We start from the raw sequence: 20,248 nt of genomic DNA, 5'->3' as shown, positions 1-20,248 counted from the left end.
GTCACACCTCCTTAGAAGTCAAAGAATTTTTCAGGGTCTAGTTTGTTCGTCAAGCCTCGCGCCCAGACGGGGTCACATACCTCGAAATGCAAGTGTGCTTGCGTTGATGTGCCTGTATTTCCGACGACGCCAATCTGTTCTCCAACTTTTACGTACGCCCCTGCTTTGTGTGGTGATCTCGAATTCATGTGAGCGTAGACGAATTGTTTTTCTCCACCGCCTAAATTTCCTTGCGCGATGATCCACCAGCCATAACTTTCGGAATAATCATTCAACATGATTACCATGTTTGTGACCGCTTTGAGCGGTGTCCCGAGCGGTGCTAATAAATCGATACCTGCATGTGTAGGTTTGCCGCCCGAATAAAAAGTAACCGACTTGAAGCGATACGCGCCGACTTTGTATTTCCCTTTATCGATCGGCAGGACGGCGCCTTTAACACCAACGGGTTTCTCATCTCCGAACTCACTGTTCGCAGGTGGCGCATATTCCGGCTCTGGGGTTTCATCGTACTTCGATAATGTCAGCGTCATCTTATACCCGTACTGATCGAGCGTATGCCGGTGATCCTTGACGTACCAAGTGCCTTTCGCTGTCGCGATTGTCGTGTCAAAATCTACTTTGCGCCCGGCTACTCCAAAAACGTGACCCGGTAAGGAAACAGTGACATTTCGCTCTTCCCGCATCACCGATTCTTGGAGTTTCTTTAACGCAGCGTCCATCTCTTCTTTCGAGGCGTATTTGCCGGAGACTTGCTTGACGATGACGCCGAGCTTCGTTCCGAGGTTGATGTTGTCGATGCTACCGTATGTCGTTTTCGACTCGGATTTCTTCGCCTTTCCACCTGACGGGATTTTGTCGGCGTCTGTAATAAGGGAGTCCGGATCGCCTCCGAATCCCGAGTAAAGGACTTGCGCCCATTCCCGATAATGGAGAGGATAATCGTAGTTAGAATAACCGACCCAAAAGTGCGCCATCTCGACGACGCTCATCTTTTTACCGAGTCGTTTGGCAGTATTCGCTTTCTCATTCAAGAAGATATCTGCTGCTTTCTTCATATTGTATTCACCTGTCAGTAATCGGTTGGCATCGACGGGCGTATCGACCGCACCCGGAATGATTTGGAACAAACCAAGTGCTTGTCCGTATTGTGTCGGTGGTCCCACTGCTTTTTCAGAACCAGCGGATTCGATCGCCATGATCACTTTCAGAAAGAGCGGGTCGATGCCCTTCTCTTTTCCGACCTTGACCATCAAGTCGTTCCATTTATCCGTCCCGGCAAGTGAACTGCCCCAACCGGCTCGTACGTTGATGCTGTCAGGTCCTTTGTAATCCGCCGCAGTCTTCATCGTGCTGGACGTGTCTGACGTGCCTGTCGGTTTTGCGCCAGTTTCGATCTCACCCGTGTAGTCAATCGCCGTGTACGTGTTCTGCGCATCTGTGACGGTTCGTACTTCGCTTGCTGTCTCGCGGGTAATGACGACACCTTGCATGGCACCCCGTTCTCGGAGTTCGAGCTTGCCGGCGTTCGCTCGGATATAATACCGCTTGTTCGTCGCCGCTCGCTCCATCCCCATGACTGTCTGGAGGATGTTCTGGCGTGTTTCGTTGACGAACTCCAAACCAAAGTATTTCTTCTTCGTCTTCGCGACGTAGCCAACCTTCTGACCGAGTTCCTCGACCATGCGCCGGAACAGCTTCTCGAGCGTGATCTCTTGCGAGACGACGGTCGCCTCACTCCGGTAGAGGTAATAGGCGTTATCGTGGCACGTCAGCGAGACGCTACTGTCTCCGTTACGTTCACACTTGAAAACCCGTCCCTCGAACAGCAGCTTGCTCGAATCGGTGTAGACGCGGATCCGTTCACCGGTGTCGTACGGCACGCCTGCTGATGCGCTGATGACGAGCGTCGCCGTCTGGTAGAACTTATCGACGCCACCCGCGATGTCGCACGAGACGACGTACGGGGTGATCGTGTAGCGTTTCTTATTCTTACGATGATAGTAGTAGACGCTCATGACAGACGCACCACCACGTAATAGCGGTTGATCGTGCGGTCATGCTGCATCAGCACCCGTTCGCCTTCCTTGACCTTCTTGACGATGTCCGCGTTCCAGCGTGCACCCTTGATGCTCTCACTCGAACCGTCCGGCTTCACCTGAAGCGGACTAAGTCCCGTCACCGTGCCTTCGAGCAACCGCACGGGCGGCTTCGGCATCTGCTGTATCAACTGTTCCATGATATCCTCGACCCAACCCATTCGATCCCTCCTACTTCACTGTTTTCGTCTTGACCTTCGGCTTGCGTTCCTGATGGATCTGCATCGTGTAGACGATGTCGTGCGTCCCTGCCTCGTAGCCCCACTCGAAGTTCCGGATGTTGCCCCAGATGGCGCGTTTCATCGCCGGGATCTTGACGAGCAGGCGGCTTTCGTTCTCCTGCCGGTCCTCGAACCATTTCGCGAGCGTGACCGGGTTCTCGTACCCTGTCTGTGAGAACTCGTACTTGTGACCAGGGAAGAAGGACTGGATCGGAAACGAGATCGAGCTGAGCGCGCCCGTGCGGGTATGCGTCCGGCGGTCGATCGTGCCGATGTCCTCATAGTTGCGGGAACGCGAAAAAGGCAACGACTCAGGAAGAATGGGAATCTTCTTCGTCATCACCTTGTTGACTTTGACCTTCTTGTTCTTGTAGACATAGACGGTGACGTACTTGCCGTTCACCTTCTTCTTCTCGCGTACTTTGACCCGCTTGGTACGTGTACCGACGTAATGATGTTCGAAATAGATGTCAATCGGGCTTTTACTCATCATTTCGCCCCCATTAATACAATTTCGCGTGCAAACTGTTGACCCAGTTTATTGACGTCCGCTTCTTCGCGGATGATCGTCCCGTGCATGTTCACGATGACGGTCGTCCCTTGCGAAACAGGTTGATTCTGCGGAGCTGGATTTGCTGGTGGTATAACCGTCACCGTAGGATCCATTGGTTGAAGAGTCGAAGCTACATTCGCTTTTGTGTTCGGCGCTTCAGGCATCGTCAAGCCCTTCATGTAAGAAATGTTCTCTTGGCGGGTCAGGACGCGTTCACCTTGGTGCAGGTTGGCGATGTAGTTATCCTTCGGTACGTACGAGAGACCGAGGGCGTGTGAACCCTCGAACCAGTGTTTTTCGCCCTTCTTCATGCGTTCTGACGGCATACCTTCTATGAGGTAACCTAAGAGTCCGCGTCCGCCTTTCGCACCTTCAGGAAGCCACCAGGCTCCGTCATCGATTTGCTTCTGTATGCCACCTTTTTGCCCAATCCCAGTTGCTTTACCAACTTTATCGCCGAACTTATCGATATCTTCCATCCCCTGTCGGATGGAGTCAATTTTCTCAGCGATGCCTGTCAATATTTCACCAAATGCGCCAAACGTATCGCCTGGTTTCTTAAGGTCGGTTCCTGTCAGAATCTCAATGAAGGATGTGAACGTCTTACCACTAGATTTCAAGACGTCCTCCAGACCGTCGAACGTCTCACTTGACCACTCCGTGATATCCTTCCACGTGATTTCAATACCGTCTCCAAGTCCGAAGACATCTTTCAAAGAGCCGCGGAACTTCTCACTCATCGCATTGGTGAACTTATTCAATCCCTTTTCGTCTTCGAAGAACTCATTGACTTTTCGGAATGCAGGTTTAAGTTCCTTCACCATGCCGTTTCCTATCGAAGCAGATGCTGTCTTAACGTTCTTCTCAAGTCTTGCAAGTTGCGCAGGTGATGAATTACGGATCTTCTCGATGAATTTGTCGTCGATGCCAATGCCGTTCAACGTTTGATCAACCGCTTGGAGGTTCGTCTGCCAGTCCGCGTTCGAATCAAAACCATTTTCTCGTAGTGCCTTCTTTCCGACGTTGAATCGTTCCGCAATCGACGTAATGTCACCGGACATCGCTTCCTTCAGCGAGAAGGACGCCCCACGGAAGCCTTCTTCCGTATTCAAGGCAGCAAGTCGTTCTGTAATACCAAGCATTTCTTTCAATTGCCCAGTATCCTTCGTGTTCTGCATGAAGGCGAAAGTTCCGCCCATGATGTCCTCGCTTGAATACGTGGAGGATTTCCCGTACTGTTGCGACATTTTATAGATTTCGCTACCTTTTTGTGGTGAACCAGACAAGGCGTTAATCTGTAGCTTCGTTGATTCCACATCCATCGCGGGCTTGATGATGTTATCCCAGACACCTTTTGCACCCATCGCAAGCAGTGCCGTCGTTGCGACGCCTGCTAACGCTGTGATATTTCCAAGTGTGCCGACGATGCCGCCAAGTCCGTCTGAAAGACGACTGATTGCGCCGCGCCCTTCCATGCCCATACGACTGAATCCACTGCCAATACGATGCAATAGGTTGCCAGCTCGTTCAGATTCCGCTCCCAACCTCCGAGTGTCGCCCCGCAGGTTTTCCAGTCCTCGAGAGGTTTTACGAGCTTGTCTTTCGATTTCGCTAAGCCGCGACGACGCCATATCTTTTGCGTCGAACACGACCGTATAGCGTTTTTCTGCCATTTACATCACCCTCCCGATTCCATGTTTGAGTCGTTCCTGTTCTTCTTCGAGCTGGACGACAAGTGAATTGAACGCATAACGCTTTTGTTCATCTGTCCAGTTGTATACTTCGTGTGGAGGGATGCCGTGCAGACGGAAGATGTGATGGAGGTAGAAATCTTCTTCCACCGGTTCATCACGTAGACGACGTAATCCATCTGCTCGCAACCCTCGCATTAGTTTTTTAGTTCATCATTTTCTTCTTTCACTTTCTTTTGATCGACGTACCCAAGACACTCAAATACTGCGGCCCGAATGACACGCTCCTCTGCCAACGTGATGACCTTGCCCATCGCTTCCACCGGGTCCCATGTCCCGAGTGCGTCGTAGAGTTTACCGGAGAATACAGGTTCCTCATTGTGATCATGCAGGCTACGAGAGATACAAAGCGCGTCCAATCGATCATCATACGCGTCACCCGTGAACTCTCTCTTGCCGTCCGTCGCCGCTTCTTTTTCGATCTCTTTGTATTGCTCCTTCGAGAGTTTGACGAAGAACGGCGTATCCGCGAGCCCAAACAATTCGACCTCTACCTTCGTCTCTTCCTCTTGTCGTTTCAACAATTTGTCTAATAAGCGTTGGTTTGCCATATGTGTTGCCTCCTTCTTTGGGTTAAGTAAAAAAGAGGGGTTGCCCCCTCTTACTTCCGGTTATCTCCATTCTTTAACTTGATGCCTGTTGCAACGAACGGGAATTCGATTTTGACGACTTCTCCGACCTGCCAGTTCGCGATATCACCGGATGTGAACTGGCAATCGATGATCTGGTAAGAAAAGCGTTCTCCTGATTCGGAATCCTCTAACTCTGCGAGGAAATCGATCCGTTGTTGCCCGCGTTTTTCCATCGAAGAGAGCAACAGTTTCTGTAAGGTAGCCGTGTACTGAAACCCAGCAATCGTACCTTCGATTTTGATGCTCTTATCCTTGTACTGGATGACCTTCTTACGCGGAAGTTTGATTTCTTCTTTATCAATCGTGAGCTTGACCTGGATGCGGTCAATGTACGTCAGACGTGTGCCTGTGCTGTAGTACAGCGCAAGCCCCGTCCCGAGCATGGTCCGTTTGCCATCGAATGCCATCGATTAAGCACCTCCTGTAGCTGCTGTTGTTGGGACGCTACCGATTTGGAAGTCGATGAAGAACTTCTCAGCGGCATCGATGAAAAAGCCGCGTGTCAGGAGATAGATGCGATCGCCTTCGGAAACGTAGTCCGGATGAACTTGTGTGACGGTGCCAGGTGCAAGAACGCCCTCATCGACGAGCGTATCGTTGAAGTTATTCAGGGCACCCGTCAGGATTTCTTGACCCGGTAGGTCGTTGTTAATCTTGCCAATGTATTCCGCTTCGATAGCGTCGTTGAGCGTCGTCTGGTAGACTGCCGCGTTGTAAGCGATCCGAAGCTTCCCATTCGCGTGGTGCGGTTTGCTCGGGTTCGTCCCTTCGACGACCTTACTCGACGTAATCGCCGCTTCAAGGACGACTTCTTGCCCGTTGTGGATTGGTACCGCGATACCTGCCTGATACAGGTCTTCACGCTCCGCTTTCGTCAAGCGACGTTCGACATCCGAAAGGAAACCGATGATTTTACGTGTGAGCGATCCTTGTGACATGCCTTTCGCCCCTTGCGCGCCCGCGATCCATGCCGCAAGCTCCCCAGGAGAAATGACGTTACCCTCTAGATCCGCACCGCCCATACCGATGTACATGACGTCGCCATGTTTCCCGGAAGCGTATGCCCCTTTGATTGCTGTATTATCTGCAAGACCAGCCGCGGCACCGACGACACCGACGTAGTTCTTCCCATCGAGTTCGTTGCGGATGCGCCATGCTTTGATGTCTTCTGCGTCTCCTGATGCAAGATCACGACCGAGCGTGAACACGTCGAAGTAATACGGGTCGAGTTTCATCAACCCGCTCTCGAGAGTTTCTGAGTCACCCAGAACGTATGCTACGATTTGTCGTGCTCCACCTTCGAAGCATCGTTTTGCGAACTTGTAGTTCGAGACACCCAGCGCTACGAGGGCTTCCCCGACGTTGTTGAGCGTGACGACCTTCCCTTTGTTCGCTGTCAGACCATTCGTGACCATGCCGATGACGCCACGTTGTCCAGGACGGATAGCGGCTTCCTGCATCTTCTCGATGACCATGTATAGCCCTGGTAAAAGTGGTTCAGGGCCATTCTTGTCCCAATATGCCATGTATGTGCTCCTTCCTATTCCAAAAGATTCGTGACCCGGTTGACGATTGGACCACGGTTGTGAATCTGTTCAACTTCTTCATGCCATGACACCGTCAAGGTGACGGCTCCGACGTTGTCTGTCGGATTCTCGATGGCGCGGATGTTCGCGTCGAGCAACACGAAACGACCAATGATGCGGTTGTCCTGTGAGTAGAGCGGCACCTTATTCCCCTGTAGCTCGAGAGCGAGCAGGACCTTCTCGGCGTCCGCGAGTGCCGTCGTCCGCTTCGGGGCGAAGAACGTCACCGTCGCTAGGACGAGGCGTCGTGAGATGCCTGTCGCATGCGGGAGAGCGCGCGAGATGGGCGGAGACAAGAACAGGCAACGCTCGGTGAACGTCGCCGGTACTTGGTCCGTGTAGAATTTCGTGATGCCCGATTCCGCGCGGCAGAAGGCGAGGAACGAGTTCTGTTTCTGAATCGCCATGTTCAGCCTCCTAACCGGCGTTTGATCGTGCCGTCGATGCGTTTCATGATGCCGACCGCCATGTATTGTTCGGACACCGCGACCGCGAAGTCAAAGAAGTGCGTCGGCTCGACGAATGACTTGCGTCCTGCCGTCCAGTGGCCCTCGTTGACGAAGGCGGCATACGGATTTCCGGTTCCGGCTTCGACCTCATAGCCACCCCTGCGTTTCTCGAAAATGTTGAAGCTGTTACCCAGTGAAAAGCTGTTCAACATGTCGCGGGTGTCGACGAGTTGTTGCCGGACGATTTCCTTCCGGGTCTCCGCTAAGAGTTCCGCCCCGACCGCTTCCATGATCAGCGGAATCTCTTGGTCGAAGTCCTTGCGAATCCGGTCCATGTCCCGTGCAAAGTCGTCAAAGCCATTCATAGCGGTGCCTCCCGTTTGAGTGGACACTCGATATGGTGTTGTTTGACCTTGTACGGCTTCCCGGCGATGTAGACCGACCCATCGATCACGACCTTGTCCCCTTCCAGGAGGTCAGCCGAGATCTTGAAGTGTGCGAGGTCGTCCGAAGACGAGACCCGCATGCTGTCGGTCTGGATGAGCGTCCCGCGCCCTCTGACGAGGTAGCAGGGTACGTTCGTTGCGTCCGGTGTGCTCGGATACGAAAAAGCGTCCTCTGACGGGAGACCGTAGCCCCCGCCCGAAGACGTCTTGTCGAGATGATAGATACTGGCGCGGTCGGAAAGCAGTTTGTCATAACTCATAGAATCCGCATCCTGACTTTCGGTGTTTCGGTGACGACCGCCTTGACGAACGGATCGAGCAGGGATTCAATTTCCGGTTTCCCGCGCAAGCCTGCACTATCCGCCATCTGGTAGCTGTAATCACCGATCTTCTCGCTCTTGTACCCCTTGACCGCACTCTCATCGAGCGCCGACAGGGCGTAGTATTCCGCGAGCTTCTTTGCCGCTAACTTGACGCGCATCGGCACCGTCGGATACTGCACGGGTGGGAACTCATGCCCGGCGTAGGAGAAGATATCCGCCTCCGCTTGGATGATGTCATCCTGTAGCTGGGCGTCGCTCCGTGCCTTGACCGCATCGAAGCTGGTATAGCTCTTTAGTTCTTGGACGGTGATGACGGGCATCAGACCCCTCCTTCCTGCGTCGCGAGGATGGCGTCGACGAGTTGCGCCTTCGTCATGCTCGAACGTCCGGAGATGTTCATGTCGGTCGCAATCGCATAGACCTCATCCCGTGTCATTGCCTCTAGCTGTTCACGATTGTAAACAGGCTCCTCACTCATGAGAGCGAAAGGAGCCGGGTCAGGGTGTGACGTCAGCGTCGATGTAAACGAGCGCTTTTGGTGTACGGATGACGAAGTCGACTGAAGACAGTACGAAGTGGTATGTCGCTTGCTTCGCCATCGCTTCAGGACCTTCGCCAGTACGTGAGTACTGCACGTCGAACCCAGTGACGACCGTCAAGTTCGCGAGTGGCGTGAAGAGAACTGTATCTTCGACAATGTGGTCCACGACTTCGATATCGTAACCGTGGAGACGCGTCAAGACACCGTTGACAAGAACTGCATCCCCGAGTGCTGTAGGGCGAGCAATGACTTCTGCTTGGAGTGCAGTGTGTGTCCCGCGACCCATGACCCAAACGAATGTGCCAGCGCGGAGTTGTTCTGCTGCGACTTTCGTCGGGACGACTTGAAGGTCAGCGATCTTGATTGCACCCGTAACGTCGTGTTTGATTGTGTCTGCATCCGTACGAGCGAGTTTAAGGAAACCATCGTCAAGTTTGATGAAAGCGTCTGACGAAGACTTGTCGCCGTTGAACGCGAGGTCTTGTAAGTCTGCACCGAACTGCTGCTGAATCATTGAAGCGATGATGTCCTCGACGTTCTGACCGCGTGAACGCGCTGTGTAGTAGACGTTGTCGTTCTCGAACCAAGCGTCTGTGTAGACAGGAACGAGCGAGAACGGTACTGAACGTTCTTCTGCGTGGTCCGTGCCGTCTGGCGTCGTGAGGATGCCTTTATGCTCTTTCAAGCGACGTTTCTTGACGCCGAGCATCTCGATTGCACCGTTTGAAGATTTAGCAGCGTAATAGTTCAATTTTTTCAGCGTATCGCCTGAAGCGACGACGTCTTGCATGAACGCACGTCCGTCATCCGCCGGGAGTGTGACGTTGTTCGACTTTTTGATATTGTCCATCTGTTTTTGGAGCATTTCAGTAGTGTTCAATGGGTTCATCCTCTCTCTTATCCAAAGTGACTTGCGTATGAAGCTTTATCTGGGACTTCTGCCTTCTCGACGGCTTCGTGTGAAGCTGGGAGCGGTCGGACAGATAGCTGTTTTTCGAGTTCTGCGATCTTCGCCTGCGCTTTCTCCAGTTCAGAGGCTTCTGGTTCTGCCTCAGGTGCATCGACTTCCGGTTCAGCGGCTTCTGGTGCGTCCGCTTGCGCTGGTTCTTCTTCTTTTGCGACAGGGAGTGCCGCTTTGAGGAGATCCATCACCTCGCTCTTGAACGAGTCGAGTTCTTTCTGCAATTGTTCCTGTGTCATGTCTGTCACCTCCTCTCCCTGTTCGTCTGGTAGAATCCCCATGTCCTTGAGGACTTCCGTGACGGAATCCTTGATCTTGGCGAGGAACGACTTGCCGTCCTCCGCCTTCTCGATGACCTCACCCATGCCTGCAAGGGAGAATCCGGTGAACTCCCCCTTCTGGATGCCGGTCCATACGTCATCGACAACCTTGATTGCCATGACCCATGTACCTTTGGTGACGAGTTGACCACCGAGTTCAAAGTCAGCAGGTGCGATATAAGATTCCACGACCTTTCCGACGTCGGATTCGAAGTCGTGCTGTAGGTCTACCTGCGGCTTCCCGCTCAGATAGGCATGAGCCGCCGATTCAATCTCGTCAGCGGTCATGTAGTCGTCATGAGCATCCTTGACGAGCGGTTCATACACGACGCCATAAGCGATTTGCTTGGATTCGTCTTGCTTGAGTAAGATGTCGACTTGCTTCTCGACGCCCCAGCCGTCCTCACTCTTGGTCAACAAAAAAGACCGCTTGTTAGCAGCCTTGTCGACGATGGAGACGTGAGAAACGACGAGATTCTTGATTTCACGTGGCAACATTTATCAGTCCTTTCAAAAAAAGTAAAAATAATGCTTGCAATTGTTGCGTCAACTGCTTAAATTCAGGACAGAAAATTGGAGAGGAGGAATCCAGAATGCCTAAAGAAATAGGAACAAAAAGACTGCTTATGGAGCAGTGGTATTGCGAAAAATGCGACGAAACGGTCGAAGTGTTATACGAAACATCATCATCTCAAGAAGGGGAGCTCACGGAGTATATTTGTTATCCGGAGCACCATCACCTAAAATTCAAACTTGATAAAAGCAAGAAACAATTACCGCGTCGTTAATTAAATTGATCAATGGTACCCTGTCGGATTGCGTTCTTTTCTTCCGGCGTCAGACCTAAGATGTTCGGATCTACGACAGGGACCGTCGTGCAATGGCAGTTGATCCGTTGCTTTGCCGACAACGAGGTGTCTCGCGGATATCTCGCCAGCTCACCTTCAACATCAAAGAACTCATTTAGCCCTTTCTGTGTACCGCTCAATGCGACGTGCGACGGACGGGGCTTGTTCTTGCGCCCTCCGCTGTGTAACCACTCGACGCCTGTGACAGCGGGTGATTGCCGGTAGGCTTCCTCATCCCCGACACTGGCAGCAGTGAGCGTCTCCGTGATGGCGATGCGTCGTGCCCGCGCGCGGTCGAAGTCCGGCTCATCCTTGAGCGCTTGAATGACGTCATGGACGCTTCCGCGCTGTTCAAGGGTACTGGCGATGACTTGCGTCACCTTGTTCGCCGTGTTCTGGTCGAGGACACGCCCCAACTCGTCGCTGTAGGCTTGCATGAAGCGGATACGGCTCGGACTAATCGCTTGGAAGACGACGTCCTTGTCGATGCGTGCCATCGTCGTGCTGGCGATGTGAGAGGCGACCTCTTGCAGGTGCGGCATCAAGGCGAGTGAGACAGCGGGTGCCATCGTCGTTGAGGCGAGAACGCCCGGCAGTCCCATCTGGAACGCGAACCCCATCGTCTGACCGATTTCCTCGTAGAAGAGGTTGATCGCGGTGATGTAGTCCTTGCGGTGCTCCCGCAGGAGCCGAGCCAAGACCGCTTCGAGTCCATTGATTCGCTCGATGAGATACTCGACTTCCGGGAAGTCCTTCAGCAGACCGCGCAGTTCATCGTCGTCCGCCTTCGTGATGAAGGAGATGTCACACATCGCCCTCACCCTTCCAGCTACCCATGACGTCGCGGACGTCGTCTAGCGCATCAGTGACGTCTTTGAGCACGTCCTTGATGACACCACCCTCTGCCTTGGCTAAGGCTTCTCCCGTCGCTTGTGCGAGCTCCTGTGTCGGTGAAGCGACCGCATCCCCCGAAGGGAGGTCGTACTTCTCGTCTTTCAGCGGTTCAAGTTCCTTGCCGAGCAATGGACCGATGACCGCGCGTTTCTCGTTGACAGAGAGCGATGCTCCTGCCTTGTCGAGCGTTGCGATGATCAATTCGCCGTCCGTGAGCTCTGGTGCTCCGAGTGCGACCTTGACATGCTTGAAGCCGTAGGACGGGAGCAACAAGCGGTTGAACAACATCTCGATCTCGACGCGTTCCGGTTGGAAGACCTGCTCCTCTGCGATGCGGCGTGCTTCCTCGACCGTCGCACGGTTGTAGTCGCTGGATAAGCCGACATAGACCGGCGGCAAGCGGAAGACGGACAACAGCTTGTCGCGTGCCTTGTCGTCGTATTCGAGGAACAAGGCGTCCTTCTGGAGCATGTCGGTCATCGATTTGAGCTCAACTTTTGGTGCTTGCTTACTTTCACCCGTCGGATCGTCGTCGATTCCATCCAGTTCGATGACAAGGATCTTGTGCTGAGCGTTCTCGTTGCCGACATCATTCGCATATTGGCTTAATTGCTGTTCGCTCGCCTCCGATAGTTGACCGTTCGAGACGATGATTGCCGCAGGGAGGTGACGCCCTTGCGTGAAGTAGCGGTAATTAAGCTCCTCCGCTTTGCGTGCCCCGGCAAGAGAGGGAACATGCCCAATCCAGCGCGGGACACCGTAATCGGCGTCTCCAAGCTTCCAGTGCACGATCTCCGTCGCCGTACCCGGCTGTCCTTCGGATAAGTAATCACCCGTCAGGCGGTCCATCGGTCGCGGGTCGTTGAATTGCTTGAAGAATTGCTTCTGACCGCGTCGGAAACGTCGAAACGCCCGTTGCGCGGTCTTCTTGACACCCATGCGCTCAATCGTCACCTCGACGGGAGCACCCGGCTTACTGACCTCCATGTCGTCGGGATTGACGCGGACCAGTTCGATGACTTCGCCCTTGTTGTCCCGCAACACTTCGATGAACGCCTCTCCGATGGTCTCGCGGTCGTTGACGAGCTGCTTGAAGATCTTCGTCAGCGGTTCGTCGAACCCCATCCAGTCGAGCGTCTCCTGCAACCTGTTCCATTCCGCTTCCTTCGCGGTATCGTTCGACGTCTCTTCGACGTATTCCGGCAAGAAGCCGTACCCGGCGATGTTGTGGGCATAGGCATCGATCGCTTGCCGTAGGATGGTCGATTGTTCCACCATCAGGCGGAGCGACTTCCGGTCATACGGCGCGCTCACCCACGCCCCGTTCTCTGGCTCCGTGAGGAGTGACTTGACGACGGGCAGCGTCACGCTATCCGCGCTCTTGATCAAATGTGCTTTCATCTATCCACCTCCTAGAAACTCAATTTTCTTCCCTCACGCCGCTTCTTCGGCTTAACGTGGAGATACTCGACGGCATACCTAAGCGCATCCATCAAGTGGTTGTAATCGTCAATCGGTTTGTTGATGGACTCGCCACTCAAGCGGTCCTTGTCCCACACATAGTTATTGATCTCGATGATGAAGTTCGTACAGCGGGGATGGATGACGATCTCGTACTCCTGCAAGCGAGTGATCCCGTGCATGACGCTATCCTTGCCCTTGCGTGCCCCTGTGACGCGGGTGATGCCAGAGCGACGTAATTCCTCAATCGTCTTCGGCTCCGCGCTGTCCGCGACGATATGGCGCTTGTGGACCTGCTTGTACTTGAGCATCGATGCAATCTCGCTGTTGAGCATGCCCGTCTGGTAGTGCTCGTCACAGACGTATAACTTTTTGTTCTCCTCATCAATCTGGATGTCGATGAACGCGGTCGGGTCGGTCGCAAACCCGAAGTCGAGCCCGGCATAGTTCGGTAGGTCGTCCCGTCGTTTGAACTCCTCGACGCGGAACCGCTCGAATACCAACCCGTCGGCAATCCCCCACTCCCCGTCACAGACAATCTTCGCCCGACGCGGGTTCGTGTGGTACAAGTCCTCGTACCGCGCTCTATCCACCTCATCGAGCCATTCATTGACGCGGAACGTCGTCGTGGTAGCGAACGTGTTGCTCCGGCGTGTCTCCTCATCGAAGAACACCTTCTTGAGCCAGTGCCGCTCGCTCCACGGGTTGAACGTAATCGTGACCTGCTTGAAGAAGTCGTCCGCCTCATGACTCCCCCGGATCGATTCGACGACCGTCGAGAACTTGTGCTCCGTCTCGATCTCGAACGCTTCCTCGAACCATGCCCAACAGAGCATGCCGTGCTCAACGGTGATCGACGTGATCTTGAGCGGGTCGTCCAGTCCACGGAACAATATCTTCTGCCCCGTCGGCTTGTACGTCAGTTCCGGCAGGGACTCGTTCGTCTTCCACAGGTGTTTGACACCGAGCCGCGCGATCGCCCACTTCAAGTCGGTGTACGTTGATTGCTTCAGCGTGTTTGAGAAGCGGCGCACGACGAGCAGGTTCGCCCACGGGTGTTTCATGATCCGTTCGACGAAGTTAATGGCAGCGGTCTTGGATTTCTTCGACCCCCGCGAGCCTTTGACGACGCGGTAGAACGATTTATCATGCCAGAAGCGGTTGTACCCGCCTCCGATTAAGTCTTTGATGCTGACGACTGGACCCTCAATCATCCTCGGGCACATCCTCGACGAACGTCGGTGTCTTGACCTCTAGCTCCGTGACGTCCGTGAACAAGCGGTATCGCTTCCCGAGCAGTTCAGCGGCTTTCGTCCGTTCTGATACCGTCGGCGTCTCTTTCGACACGATTTGGAAGCCCTGCCCCTGCCCGACGAGGACAGTTCCCTTCTCTTCACCGCGCAGGACGCCCGTGAGGTACTCTAGGACTTCGTCTTGCGAGGCGATGAGGGCGGTGGTCTTCTGGGACATGCGTTCGTCTATATAGGAGCGAAGGTCAAGTTTTGACAAGTTCTGCTCTCCAATTTGCTTTGCTGTTTTTTTGCTATACCCAGCTCGTATTGCTGCCTGTGTTGCGTTCAAATCGATTAAATACTCATCACAGAATCGTTGTTGCTTCGGTGTTAACTCTGCCACTTCCTCACCCCCTCTCTCTTATGCTCTGCATCCAACCGACAGCATCCGCTCGATGCAAGGCACAAAAAAAGACGCCGGTTAGGGCGCCTTAGTTTCTCCATATAGATTCGATACATCTTCTAGCGACTCTACTTCCGACCAACGAATCGATAACGAGTCTCCCGCTTCAAGGAAGACAGGTGCTTTATGTTCGATGCCTTCAACGAGATCGTCTAGCTTAAAATCGTCTGATACTGGAATGTCAACATCGTGCTTCTTACCCGAACGCATGTTGAATCTCACAATCGCTACTTTACTCATACGTCGTCTCCCTCTCCTGCATGTTGCTCCATCAAATCTGTATATCCTTTGAAGAATAGTTGTGAGATATTCTCAAATACACGCTCCCATTCTTCTCCGTGGTTTGCTTCGACTCCGCAAATTACATGTGCCAACTCATGAGCGATGATTTCAGCGATATGCGCTAACGGAATGTTAGGGTTCACCTCGATGATTGGTTCACTACCGTCATCAGGGAATAGTGTTACCCCTAGCTTATCGATTCCGTTTGTTTCGCTTTCGCCAAAGTAAATGTCTACTTTTACGTCTGGATAGTGTTTATCCATTACTTGTTGTAATAGTTGAATCGGGTCATTGATAATATTCAACGGCTTTCCTCCTTGTATTTACCTCACTCCGGGCGGTTCGCCCCTGTCTAACGTCAACCGGTACAACATGTGACTCTCGTTCTTCGTACGCCCATCGCAATCCTCAATGCAGATAATCGCTGTCTCGCTGAACAGCGTCTTGATCACACCACTACGGTTCGGCAAGGATTTATACGTCGTCTTCACGCGGTCATGCAGTTTCAGTTTCGACAAGTGCCTTCTCTCCCTTCGTGTACTCCAAGCAACGGGCGGTACCCACTGGTTGCAGGACACGAAAAAACCGCCTGGCACCTCTGCAGACGGTTTCTCATTTAGTACGGCAGGAAAGGGTGCTCGGACAAACTCACGCAATCCATATAACTGCGCCAACAGTACGACTACATACATTGCTCTGGCTTATCCTGCAAACAACGCACGACCACTCCGCCCGACTGGATCGTCTTCCTTATGTGTGTGGCTGCGTCATGCGCTGTTCGCAAGAGGCGATGGTCGAATCACGCAAGGAGTGGATGATCCGGGTCTCGCCTGTTGGTGTGACGTCCTACATGAAAGGAGGGACATGTAAACTATCACAGTACAAGCATATCGCAGAAAACGGCGCCATTACTCTCTAAATCCTTCATTTTTCCTTCACCTAAAAAGACGCCCCGAAGGACGTCCTAGTTATTTAGAGTAATCACTTTCGATTTCTAATCCTGCCCCGAAGTAACTCTCGGTGTCCATCATGTGGACTTGGCACCCATAGAATCGTGCATCTTTCTTCTTCGTTGACTCATTTCCCATCGAAGCAGCATTGTCGCAAAGTTCACGCCATTCCTTTCGACCGACGTAGAAGACGACTTCGTACTTCGGGCGTAGGCTGTTTAAATCTCGTAAAGCGAGATCCGCTTGTACACAAATTTCTCTGTAGTTCATTCTGCTTCCTCCTTAGTTTGATTTATTAGATTCATAGCATGGGAACACGTCTCCGCATAGTCGACACCTTCGTAAAAACGCTCATAGAATACTTTCACGATGTCGCTTGCATCTTCATTGTCGTCGATCATGTTAGAGATGTAGTTCAAGTTGCGTCGCAATTGCGATAGTTCACTTAACGTATCTTCTTTGTTGTATCGCCCCGTCCAATCTGGTTCGATATTGTCATACTTGCACCAGTCTAGATACTCATACTCATATTCCGCATCGTTTGCTGGGAAGGTTGCTTTAAAATCTCGACCATACGTTTCTAAGAACCACTCTTTGAAATTCATTCTTAATCACCCCGCATTATATTGTTGTAAGACAATTCGCTTCTCGATTTCAGACGTACCGACGACATATACTTCAAAGTCTTCCACCGTTATCTCTGGTTCTTGAAAATAACTCGTCATTCTATAGGCAACCAGGTCTTTCGCTTCTTCCTCAGATGGTGCGCTCACTACAAAGCCTGTGAACTGATCATAATCCGTTTTGACGTTATGATTTCTGATAAACTCATAGATTTTCATCATGTCTCCACCTTTTCTATGTCCATCGCTCTCATGTACAGTGCCTGGAGTTTCATTTTGTATTTCGGTAATCTCAGTTTGCCTCTTTCCGAATACTCAATTAGTTGCTCAATGTAATAGCGTTTCGTCAGCCATAGGGCTTGTGTTTTCGTCACTTCTAGCTTGCGACGACTGCGCAATGAGCCGTTTATCAATTTCACTCGAATCAAGTGAATCTTGTTTCCTTCAATCACGAGTTCGGACAATTGTTCCTCGTCGCCTCGTCTGCTATCCAGTCGATTGGAATAGATGATATTCATTCCGATCCCTCCCTTTATTTCACTGTATAACCTTTGACATTAATCAATTCCAACTTCCCTTTATCCACCTTAGCTTTGATGTGGATCTCCATCTTCGGATTCAAGCGTTGCAATTGTCGTATCTTACCTTTTTCTTGTTTCGGACACGTTACTGGCACTCGGACATTATCGTCGATGATGTAAATAAGATTGTTGTAGTCATAGTCTTGATCCTCTTTGTAGCGGACATTCATAACTTGATACGTTTCGTACTTCGTCGTAACACCTCGGAAACGTTCTTTGAAGTGATGGAAAGGATTCAGTCTATCCGACATAATTAATTCTGCTATTTCACTGGCAATCATCCAAACGATCCCGATACCCATACAAGCAGTGATTGCAATTAAAATAAACCCGATTACAATTTCAAACCATTCTGTCATTCTGCTTCCTCCATTCCGATGAATCCATGTCGTTTCATGGCGTTTTGTACCTTGCGTATCGAGCACCCGAAATCTTTCGCGATCCGTTCGTACGTCCATCCCCAGTTGTAGCGAAGGTGATAGAGGTAGAAGAACGGAATCTCATCCCGGTTCCCTGTGTTCGGTTTACTAGAAGTCCCGCTGATTGCTTCCCGCCATGCCTCGTATAGCCCGTGGTGCTTCATGTAGCGGATGACCGTCGCTTTTCCGACGTGTAGGGTCTGTGCGATTTGCTCGACGTGTACGCCACTCTGACGCATCTGGATTGCTTCTTTGCATTCGGCATGAGTCAGGGTCATACGTTGCTGTCGTGTGTTCATGGCGCCCTCCTAGAATAACTTCTCCTGGTAATCCCCTTGCGCGATCTCCCGTTCGAGGTTGCGCTTGATTGCCGCAAAACGCGCCTCCTGTGCGTCGTCCCACTTGCCGTGTACCTCGACATCCCCTTGCATCACCCAGACGCGTGAGTGGCTGATGACGCGCCCACGTTGCGGGTATTCGCTGTGCTTGTAGTGCTTGACCCACGACGTGAAGTGAAGCGCCTCCCCCTCGACGTCGAGCTGTCCGAAATGCCGTCCTTGGTCGTTCGTATAGGTCGCGGCGTAGATCCCGTCCTGCATCGTATCCCTCCAGTGGGGAGTTGCCTCCCCGCGTAGTCCATCGAAATCAAGGTTTTATCGTTCCTCAGAGACACTATCAAAGAATTGGAACAGTTTGTTTCTAGCTTTTTTCCACTCTAAATTAGCATCATCAAATTGTTGCGATAGCTTAAACCGTTCAGAAAGTTGTTTTTTATAGTAACTGGCTTCCAAATATTCCAAAAGGTCAGTAAATTCTTTTTTATTCATGACTTCCACTCCTTAAAATTTACTTTTTACCCCGAACCACCGAGAGGCGCATGCCCCTCAGTAGCCGTCCCCGAAATGGTCGTGCACGATCCCGAGGAGCTTGTGCTTGATGCCGTAGTACGTGTTCGTGCTGTAGATCTGCATCATCGACATGACCAACTCGTCCTTGCGGTAGTACCGCGGGTCGTACAGCAGTTCCCACAGCTCGCGTTGCTGGTCGTCGATCAGCGTGTCGTGGATCCGGCTCAGGATGACGTAGCGTTGCTCAAGCAGGCTCACCTCGTCCATCGCCAGCGTGTAGCGTTCGACCTTGCTGCTAGGTGCCTGGTGAGTCTGGACCTCGCTCGGGTTGTACCCCGGCGTCAGCTTCGTTGCGGACATCTCTGCCATCGCCCGTTTGCTCTCGATGCGGCTCGGGAGCGTGAAGTATTCCTTCAGGTACTTGGCGGCGACCTTCCGCTGTGCCTTCGTCAGGCGTGTCTCGAACAGGCGCTCCTGCATCAGTATCCCTCCGCGATTCGAACGTAATTGGTGGAATTTTTCTGCTCGTACATGTTCAGGATGTCCTCTTCCGTGTAGCCGAGTTGCTCGAGGATCAATGACCACGCGGCGAGCATCTTCGACGTGTCGCTTGCCTGCAAAAGGTTGATGTAGAGATAGTCGAACGTCTCGTTCTGCAAGACGAACGTCTGGCGGTCGAACTGGGCACGGTCATACTCGATCGCACGCGGCGTCTTCTTCGGGTAATCCGTCATCAGCAGCGAGCAGTAGAAGTGGAGCCAGTCGATCGCTTCTTCGAGCAGCTTCGTCGGGTCCATGCGCTTATTGCTCCAGTACTTGAACGTCTTCGTCTCGTTGATCATCTCGCCGGCTTCAACGAGCAGGGCGACGTAGCGCTTGCTGTGCAGGTCGTAAGCGAACTCATCCGGCGTGATGCCGCGGGATTCGCAGATGCTGTGGTCGAGCAAGACCTGCTTCTCGCAGATCGCCTCGAGCGTCGACTGGCTGATGATGAGCGGTTGCGGTTCGTGTGTCATATGTGGTAGCTCCTTCTATGTGTGGGATATGTGTTGCTTGAAGCGGATCGTCTCGACCCGTTTGAACCAATCGCTCACCGTATGCTCGCTGACGCCCCATTCCTGGGCGAGGCGTCGTTTGCGTTGCATGCGGTCGCGTCTGTCCGGCTCGCTGTTGAACCGGTCGTAGAGGGCTTCCAGTTCCTCGTCAGAGGGGCGGAGTTTCCACCGCCCGTAATGCACAATCTCGAAGAAATGGACCCACGTGTCGATCGTCGTCTTGGTGACGCCGTAATGAACGGCGAGTTCCTTGCGTGTCAAGCCGACGTCTAGCATCAGGTGTCGAAATTCTTGTTCCGTTGGGCGTCGTGACGGGCTAGGCATTGCCTTCTCCTTTCTAGTCGTCTAGCTAAGTGACGGGGCGATGGGGCTAAAATCAAACTTTTATCGGTTAAACTAATGACCCATCTATCAAAAGAACACCGTGCTTTGTTTCATCAAACTGTTTTATAGCATCGACAATCGTGAGATCATCATGACCATTAGCACGAATGAATTTTTCGAAAGCATACTCTTTAGTTCGAATATGTGGATATGCTTCTTCGATTACTTCTTCGACACTTTCACCGCCTACTACACTTACGTATAATTTTGTGGCGGCGACGTGTGGGCGGAAATATAAGTCGTTGTCTTCTCTTGTGACTGCTACCAATGCGTAATACTCGTTATCGCTAAACTCAACATAAAAATAATTTTCCATTGTTTTCATC

At 52.3% G+C, this 20,248-nt stretch carries 35 protein-coding genes; 3 read left to right on the top strand and 32 right to left on the bottom strand.

Annotated features, from left to right (window positions below):
• Positions 1 to 11 precede the first annotated feature (11 nt).
• From ACY2IG_RS06915 to ACY2IG_RS06845, 15 genes are all read right to left on the bottom strand, one after another.
• Positions 12 to 2,018: a M23 family metallopeptidase gene (locus tag ACY2IG_RS06915; RefSeq protein ID WP_462618568.1), complete on the bottom strand. Its 2,007-nt coding sequence runs from the start codon at positions 2,016 to 2,018 to the stop codon at positions 12 to 14.
• Positions 2,015 to 2,260 carry a hypothetical protein gene (locus tag ACY2IG_RS06910; protein WP_214855002.1) on the bottom strand — a complete coding sequence of 82 codons (246 nt, stop codon included), beginning with the start codon at positions 2,258 to 2,260 and terminating at the stop codon, positions 2,015 to 2,017. The genes ACY2IG_RS06915 and ACY2IG_RS06910 overlap by 4 nt, the downstream gene beginning before the upstream one ends.
• Before the next feature lie 10 nt (positions 2,261 to 2,270).
• Complete coding sequence (locus ACY2IG_RS06905) at positions 2,271 to 2,810, bottom strand: hypothetical protein (RefSeq protein ID WP_462618567.1); 540 nt, start codon at positions 2,808 to 2,810, stop codon at positions 2,271 to 2,273.
• Positions 2,810 to 4,546 (bottom strand): hypothetical protein, encoded by a 1,737-nt coding sequence (locus ACY2IG_RS06900; RefSeq protein ID WP_462618566.1) that lies wholly within the window; start codon positions 4,544 to 4,546, stop codon positions 2,810 to 2,812. Before ACY2IG_RS06900 ends, ACY2IG_RS06905 begins: the two co-directional genes overlap by 1 nt.
• The gene (locus ACY2IG_RS06895; RefSeq protein WP_462618565.1) at positions 4,547 to 4,762 is read right to left on the bottom strand and encodes a hypothetical protein; all 216 of its coding nucleotides are present in this window, start codon (positions 4,760 to 4,762) and stop codon (positions 4,547 to 4,549) included.
• Positions 4,762 to 5,175: a hypothetical protein gene (locus ACY2IG_RS06890; RefSeq protein ID WP_462618564.1), complete on the bottom strand. Its 414-nt coding sequence runs from the start codon at positions 5,173 to 5,175 to the stop codon at positions 4,762 to 4,764. The genes ACY2IG_RS06895 and ACY2IG_RS06890 overlap by 1 nt, the downstream gene beginning before the upstream one ends.
• 50 nt (positions 5,176 to 5,225) lie before the next feature.
• Complete coding sequence (locus ACY2IG_RS06885) at positions 5,226 to 5,663, bottom strand: phage tail tube protein (RefSeq protein ID WP_462618563.1); 438 nt, start codon at positions 5,661 to 5,663, stop codon at positions 5,226 to 5,228.
• Between the two features lie 3 nt (positions 5,664 to 5,666).
• Positions 5,667 to 6,782 carry a phage tail sheath subtilisin-like domain-containing protein gene (locus ACY2IG_RS06880; RefSeq protein ID WP_462618562.1) on the bottom strand — a complete coding sequence of 372 codons (1,116 nt, stop codon included), beginning with the start codon at positions 6,780 to 6,782 and terminating at the stop codon, positions 5,667 to 5,669.
• A gap of 14 nt (positions 6,783 to 6,796) precedes the next feature.
• Positions 6,797 to 7,249, bottom strand: a complete 453-nt coding sequence (locus ACY2IG_RS06875; protein ID WP_462618561.1) for a hypothetical protein — start codon at positions 7,247 to 7,249, stop codon at positions 6,797 to 6,799.
• A gap of 2 nt (positions 7,250 to 7,251) precedes the next feature.
• Positions 7,252 to 7,656, bottom strand: a complete 405-nt coding sequence (locus ACY2IG_RS06870) for an HK97 gp10 family phage protein (protein WP_462618560.1) — start codon at positions 7,654 to 7,656, stop codon at positions 7,252 to 7,254.
• On the bottom strand, positions 7,653 to 7,997 hold the full coding sequence (locus tag ACY2IG_RS06865; RefSeq protein WP_462618559.1) for a DUF3599 family protein: 345 nt from the start codon (positions 7,995 to 7,997) through the stop codon (positions 7,653 to 7,655). The genes ACY2IG_RS06870 and ACY2IG_RS06865 overlap by 4 nt, the downstream gene beginning before the upstream one ends.
• Positions 7,994 to 8,380, bottom strand: a complete 387-nt coding sequence (yqbG, locus tag ACY2IG_RS06860; RefSeq protein ID WP_462618558.1) for a protein YqbG — start codon at positions 8,378 to 8,380, stop codon at positions 7,994 to 7,996. The genes ACY2IG_RS06865 and yqbG overlap by 4 nt, the downstream gene beginning before the upstream one ends.
• A complete protein-coding gene (locus tag ACY2IG_RS06855) occupies positions 8,380 to 8,496 on the bottom strand; it encodes a Rho termination factor N-terminal domain-containing protein (protein WP_290756244.1) in 117 nt (38 codons plus the stop codon). Before ACY2IG_RS06855 ends, yqbG begins: the two co-directional genes overlap by 1 nt.
• A gap of 61 nt (positions 8,497 to 8,557) precedes the next feature.
• On the bottom strand, positions 8,558 to 9,481 hold the full coding sequence (locus ACY2IG_RS06850; protein WP_462618557.1) for a phage major capsid family protein: 924 nt from the start codon (positions 9,479 to 9,481) through the stop codon (positions 8,558 to 8,560).
• A gap of 17 nt (positions 9,482 to 9,498) precedes the next feature.
• A complete protein-coding gene (locus tag ACY2IG_RS06845) occupies positions 9,499 to 10,380 on the bottom strand; it encodes an XkdF-like putative serine protease domain-containing protein (RefSeq protein ID WP_462618556.1) in 882 nt (293 codons plus the stop codon).
• On the opposite strand from ACY2IG_RS06845, the gene ACY2IG_RS06840 reads away from it, so the two are divergent.
• Positions 10,371 to 10,670, top strand: a complete 300-nt coding sequence (locus ACY2IG_RS06840) for a hypothetical protein (protein WP_462618555.1) — start codon at positions 10,371 to 10,373, stop codon at positions 10,668 to 10,670. The two genes, ACY2IG_RS06845 and ACY2IG_RS06840, sit on opposite strands and share 10 nt — an antisense overlap.
• On the opposite strand, the gene ACY2IG_RS06835 is transcribed toward ACY2IG_RS06840, so the two are convergent.
• The 6 genes from ACY2IG_RS06835 to ACY2IG_RS06810 all read right to left on the bottom strand — a co-directional run bounded on the left by ACY2IG_RS06835 (position 10,667) and on the right by ACY2IG_RS06810 (position 15,367).
• Positions 10,667 to 11,542, bottom strand: coding sequence for a phage minor head protein (locus tag ACY2IG_RS06835; RefSeq protein ID WP_462618554.1), 876 nt, complete (start codon positions 11,540 to 11,542; stop codon positions 10,667 to 10,669). The genes ACY2IG_RS06840 and ACY2IG_RS06835 overlap by 4 nt on opposite strands.
• Positions 11,535 to 12,902 (bottom strand): phage portal protein, encoded by a 1,368-nt coding sequence (locus ACY2IG_RS06830; RefSeq protein ID WP_462618717.1) that lies wholly within the window; start codon positions 12,900 to 12,902, stop codon positions 11,535 to 11,537. Before ACY2IG_RS06830 ends, ACY2IG_RS06835 begins: the two co-directional genes overlap by 8 nt.
• A 134-nt stretch (positions 12,903 to 13,036) precedes the next feature.
• Positions 13,037 to 14,299 (bottom strand): PBSX family phage terminase large subunit, encoded by a 1,263-nt coding sequence (locus ACY2IG_RS06825; protein WP_462618553.1) that lies wholly within the window; start codon positions 14,297 to 14,299, stop codon positions 13,037 to 13,039.
• Positions 14,292 to 14,720, bottom strand: coding sequence for a terminase small subunit (locus ACY2IG_RS06820; RefSeq protein WP_462618552.1), 429 nt, complete (start codon positions 14,718 to 14,720; stop codon positions 14,292 to 14,294). The genes ACY2IG_RS06825 and ACY2IG_RS06820 overlap by 8 nt, the downstream gene beginning before the upstream one ends.
• A 78-nt stretch (positions 14,721 to 14,798) precedes the next feature.
• Positions 14,799 to 14,990, bottom strand: a complete 192-nt coding sequence (locus ACY2IG_RS06815) for a hypothetical protein (RefSeq protein WP_462618551.1) — start codon at positions 14,988 to 14,990, stop codon at positions 14,799 to 14,801.
• A 26-nt stretch (positions 14,991 to 15,016) separates the two neighbouring features.
• Positions 15,017 to 15,367, bottom strand: a complete 351-nt coding sequence (locus ACY2IG_RS06810; RefSeq protein WP_462618550.1) for a SprT-like domain-containing protein — start codon at positions 15,365 to 15,367, stop codon at positions 15,017 to 15,019.
• Between the two features lie 106 nt (positions 15,368 to 15,473).
• Between ACY2IG_RS06810 and ACY2IG_RS06805 the strand changes: the two genes are divergently transcribed.
• The gene (locus ACY2IG_RS06805) at positions 15,474 to 15,932 is read left to right on the top strand and encodes a hypothetical protein (RefSeq protein WP_462618549.1); all 459 of its coding nucleotides are present in this window, start codon (positions 15,474 to 15,476) and stop codon (positions 15,930 to 15,932) included.
• A 98-nt stretch (positions 15,933 to 16,030) separates the two neighbouring features.
• On the opposite strand, the gene ACY2IG_RS06800 is transcribed toward ACY2IG_RS06805, so the two are convergent.
• The 10 genes from ACY2IG_RS06800 to ACY2IG_RS06755 are packed head-to-tail and all read right to left on the bottom strand — an operon-like array spanning position 16,031 to position 19,499.
• Entirely contained in the window at positions 16,031 to 16,282 is a 252-nt protein-coding gene (locus ACY2IG_RS06800) for a hypothetical protein (protein ID WP_462618548.1), read from the bottom strand.
• Complete coding sequence (locus ACY2IG_RS06795; protein ID WP_462618547.1) at positions 16,279 to 16,617, bottom strand: hypothetical protein; 339 nt, start codon at positions 16,615 to 16,617, stop codon at positions 16,279 to 16,281. The genes ACY2IG_RS06800 and ACY2IG_RS06795 overlap by 4 nt, the downstream gene beginning before the upstream one ends.
• A 6-nt stretch (positions 16,618 to 16,623) precedes the next feature.
• Positions 16,624 to 16,854 (bottom strand): hypothetical protein, encoded by a 231-nt coding sequence (locus ACY2IG_RS06790; RefSeq protein WP_462618546.1) that lies wholly within the window; start codon positions 16,852 to 16,854, stop codon positions 16,624 to 16,626.
• On the bottom strand, positions 16,854 to 17,153 hold the full coding sequence (locus tag ACY2IG_RS06785) for a hypothetical protein (protein WP_462618545.1): 300 nt from the start codon (positions 17,151 to 17,153) through the stop codon (positions 16,854 to 16,856). The genes ACY2IG_RS06790 and ACY2IG_RS06785 overlap by 1 nt, the downstream gene beginning before the upstream one ends.
• A gap of 14 nt (positions 17,154 to 17,167) precedes the next feature.
• Positions 17,168 to 17,575, bottom strand: coding sequence for a hypothetical protein (locus ACY2IG_RS06780; protein ID WP_462618544.1), 408 nt, complete (start codon positions 17,573 to 17,575; stop codon positions 17,168 to 17,170).
• Positions 17,572 to 17,934 (bottom strand): hypothetical protein, encoded by a 363-nt coding sequence (locus ACY2IG_RS06775; protein WP_462618543.1) that lies wholly within the window; start codon positions 17,932 to 17,934, stop codon positions 17,572 to 17,574. Before ACY2IG_RS06775 ends, ACY2IG_RS06780 begins: the two co-directional genes overlap by 4 nt.
• Before the next feature lie 9 nt (positions 17,935 to 17,943).
• Positions 17,944 to 18,234: a hypothetical protein gene (locus tag ACY2IG_RS06770; RefSeq protein WP_462618542.1), complete on the bottom strand. Its 291-nt coding sequence runs from the start codon at positions 18,232 to 18,234 to the stop codon at positions 17,944 to 17,946.
• A gap of 54 nt (positions 18,235 to 18,288) precedes the next feature.
• The gene (locus ACY2IG_RS06765; RefSeq protein ID WP_462618541.1) at positions 18,289 to 18,462 is read right to left on the bottom strand and encodes a hypothetical protein; all 174 of its coding nucleotides are present in this window, start codon (positions 18,460 to 18,462) and stop codon (positions 18,289 to 18,291) included.
• A 57-nt stretch (positions 18,463 to 18,519) separates the two neighbouring features.
• Positions 18,520 to 18,963 (bottom strand): hypothetical protein, encoded by a 444-nt coding sequence (locus ACY2IG_RS06760; RefSeq protein WP_290756213.1) that lies wholly within the window; start codon positions 18,961 to 18,963, stop codon positions 18,520 to 18,522.
• Positions 18,963 to 19,499 (bottom strand): dUTP diphosphatase, encoded by a 537-nt coding sequence (locus ACY2IG_RS06755; protein ID WP_462618540.1) that lies wholly within the window; start codon positions 19,497 to 19,499, stop codon positions 18,963 to 18,965. The genes ACY2IG_RS06760 and ACY2IG_RS06755 overlap by 1 nt, the downstream gene beginning before the upstream one ends.
• A gap of 21 nt (positions 19,500 to 19,520) precedes the next feature.
• Here ACY2IG_RS06755 and ACY2IG_RS06750 point away from each other — a divergent pair, with 21 nt between their 5' ends.
• Complete coding sequence (locus ACY2IG_RS06750) at positions 19,521 to 19,811, top strand: hypothetical protein (RefSeq protein WP_462618539.1); 291 nt, start codon at positions 19,521 to 19,523, stop codon at positions 19,809 to 19,811.
• A gap of 118 nt (positions 19,812 to 19,929) precedes the next feature.
• Here ACY2IG_RS06750 and ACY2IG_RS06745 read toward each other — a convergent pair whose 3' ends face one another.
• Positions 19,930 to 20,247, bottom strand: a complete 318-nt coding sequence (locus ACY2IG_RS06745) for a hypothetical protein (RefSeq protein ID WP_462618538.1) — start codon at positions 20,245 to 20,247, stop codon at positions 19,930 to 19,932.
• Between the last annotated feature and the right edge of the window lies 1 nt (position 20,248).

This window comes from Exiguobacterium sp. EF_C8 (genome assembly GCF_054956715.1).
Note: the sequence above shows the minus strand (reverse complement) of the source record. Positions and strands in the feature narration are given on the sequence as shown.

Bases quoted from the DNA above. Each gene is read 5' to 3' on its own strand.
- ACY2IG_RS06915 (WP_462618568.1), bottom strand. From the start codon at position 2,018: ATGAGCGTCTACTACTATCATCGTAAGAATAAGAAACGCTACACGATC.
- ACY2IG_RS06910 (WP_214855002.1), bottom strand. From the start codon at position 2,260: ATGGGTTGGGTCGAGGATATCATGGAACAGTTGATACAGCAGATGCCG.
- ACY2IG_RS06905 (WP_462618567.1), bottom strand. From the start codon at position 2,810: ATGAGTAAAAGCCCGATTGACATCTATTTCGAACATCATTACGTCGGT.
- ACY2IG_RS06900 (WP_462618566.1), bottom strand. From the start codon at position 4,546: ATGGCAGAAAAACGCTATACGGTCGTGTTCGACGCAAAAGATATGGCG.
- ACY2IG_RS06895 (WP_462618565.1), bottom strand. From the start codon at position 4,762: ATGCGAGGGTTGCGAGCAGATGGATTACGTCGTCTACGTGATGAACCG.
- ACY2IG_RS06890 (WP_462618564.1), bottom strand. From the start codon at position 5,175: ATGGCAAACCAACGCTTATTAGACAAATTGTTGAAACGACAAGAGGAA.
- ACY2IG_RS06885 (WP_462618563.1), bottom strand. From the start codon at position 5,663: ATGGCATTCGATGGCAAACGGACCATGCTCGGGACGGGGCTTGCGCTG.
- ACY2IG_RS06880 (WP_462618562.1), bottom strand. From the start codon at position 6,782: ATGGCATATTGGGACAAGAATGGCCCTGAACCACTTTTACCAGGGCTA.
- ACY2IG_RS06875 (WP_462618561.1), bottom strand. From the start codon at position 7,249: ATGGCGATTCAGAAACAGAACTCGTTCCTCGCCTTCTGCCGCGCGGAA.
- ACY2IG_RS06870 (WP_462618560.1), bottom strand. From the start codon at position 7,656: ATGAATGGCTTTGACGACTTTGCACGGGACATGGACCGGATTCGCAAG.
- ACY2IG_RS06865 (WP_462618559.1), bottom strand. From the start codon at position 7,997: ATGAGTTATGACAAACTGCTTTCCGACCGCGCCAGTATCTATCATCTC.
- yqbG (WP_462618558.1), bottom strand. From the start codon at position 8,380: ATGCCCGTCATCACCGTCCAAGAACTAAAGAGCTATACCAGCTTCGAT.
- ACY2IG_RS06855 (WP_290756244.1), bottom strand. From the start codon at position 8,496: ATGACACGGGATGAGGTCTATGCGATTGCGACCGACATGAACATCTCC.
- ACY2IG_RS06845 (WP_462618556.1), bottom strand. From the start codon at position 10,380: ATGTTGCCACGTGAAATCAAGAATCTCGTCGTTTCTCACGTCTCCATC.
- ACY2IG_RS06835 (WP_462618554.1), bottom strand. From the start codon at position 11,542: ATGTGTGACATCTCCTTCATCACGAAGGCGGACGACGATGAACTGCGC.
- ACY2IG_RS06830 (WP_462618717.1), bottom strand. From the start codon at position 12,902: ATGGTGGAACAATCGACCATCCTACGGCAAGCGATCGATGCCTATGCC.
- ACY2IG_RS06825 (WP_462618553.1), bottom strand. From the start codon at position 14,299: ATGATTGAGGGTCCAGTCGTCAGCATCAAAGACTTAATCGGAGGCGGG.
- ACY2IG_RS06815 (WP_462618551.1), bottom strand. From the start codon at position 14,990: ATGCGTTCGGGTAAGAAGCACGATGTTGACATTCCAGTATCAGACGAT.
- ACY2IG_RS06805 (WP_462618549.1), top strand. From the start codon at position 15,474: ATGCAGATAATCGCTGTCTCGCTGAACAGCGTCTTGATCACACCACTA.
- ACY2IG_RS06800 (WP_462618548.1), bottom strand. From the start codon at position 16,282: ATGAACTACAGAGAAATTTGTGTACAAGCGGATCTCGCTTTACGAGAT.
- ACY2IG_RS06795 (WP_462618547.1), bottom strand. From the start codon at position 16,617: ATGAATTTCAAAGAGTGGTTCTTAGAAACGTATGGTCGAGATTTTAAA.
- ACY2IG_RS06790 (WP_462618546.1), bottom strand. From the start codon at position 16,854: ATGAAAATCTATGAGTTTATCAGAAATCATAACGTCAAAACGGATTAT.
- ACY2IG_RS06785 (WP_462618545.1), bottom strand. From the start codon at position 17,153: ATGAATATCATCTATTCCAATCGACTGGATAGCAGACGAGGCGACGAG.
- ACY2IG_RS06780 (WP_462618544.1), bottom strand. From the start codon at position 17,575: ATGACAGAATGGTTTGAAATTGTAATCGGGTTTATTTTAATTGCAATC.
- ACY2IG_RS06775 (WP_462618543.1), bottom strand. From the start codon at position 17,934: ATGAACACACGACAGCAACGTATGACCCTGACTCATGCCGAATGCAAA.
- ACY2IG_RS06770 (WP_462618542.1), bottom strand. From the start codon at position 18,234: ATGCAGGACGGGATCTACGCCGCGACCTATACGAACGACCAAGGACGG.
- ACY2IG_RS06765 (WP_462618541.1), bottom strand. From the start codon at position 18,462: ATGAATAAAAAAGAATTTACTGACCTTTTGGAATATTTGGAAGCCAGT.
- ACY2IG_RS06760 (WP_290756213.1), bottom strand. From the start codon at position 18,963: ATGCAGGAGCGCCTGTTCGAGACACGCCTGACGAAGGCACAGCGGAAG.
- ACY2IG_RS06755 (WP_462618540.1), bottom strand. From the start codon at position 19,499: ATGACACACGAACCGCAACCGCTCATCATCAGCCAGTCGACGCTCGAG.
- ACY2IG_RS06745 (WP_462618538.1), bottom strand. From the start codon at position 20,247: ATGAAAACAATGGAAAATTATTTTTATGTTGAGTTTAGCGATAACGAG.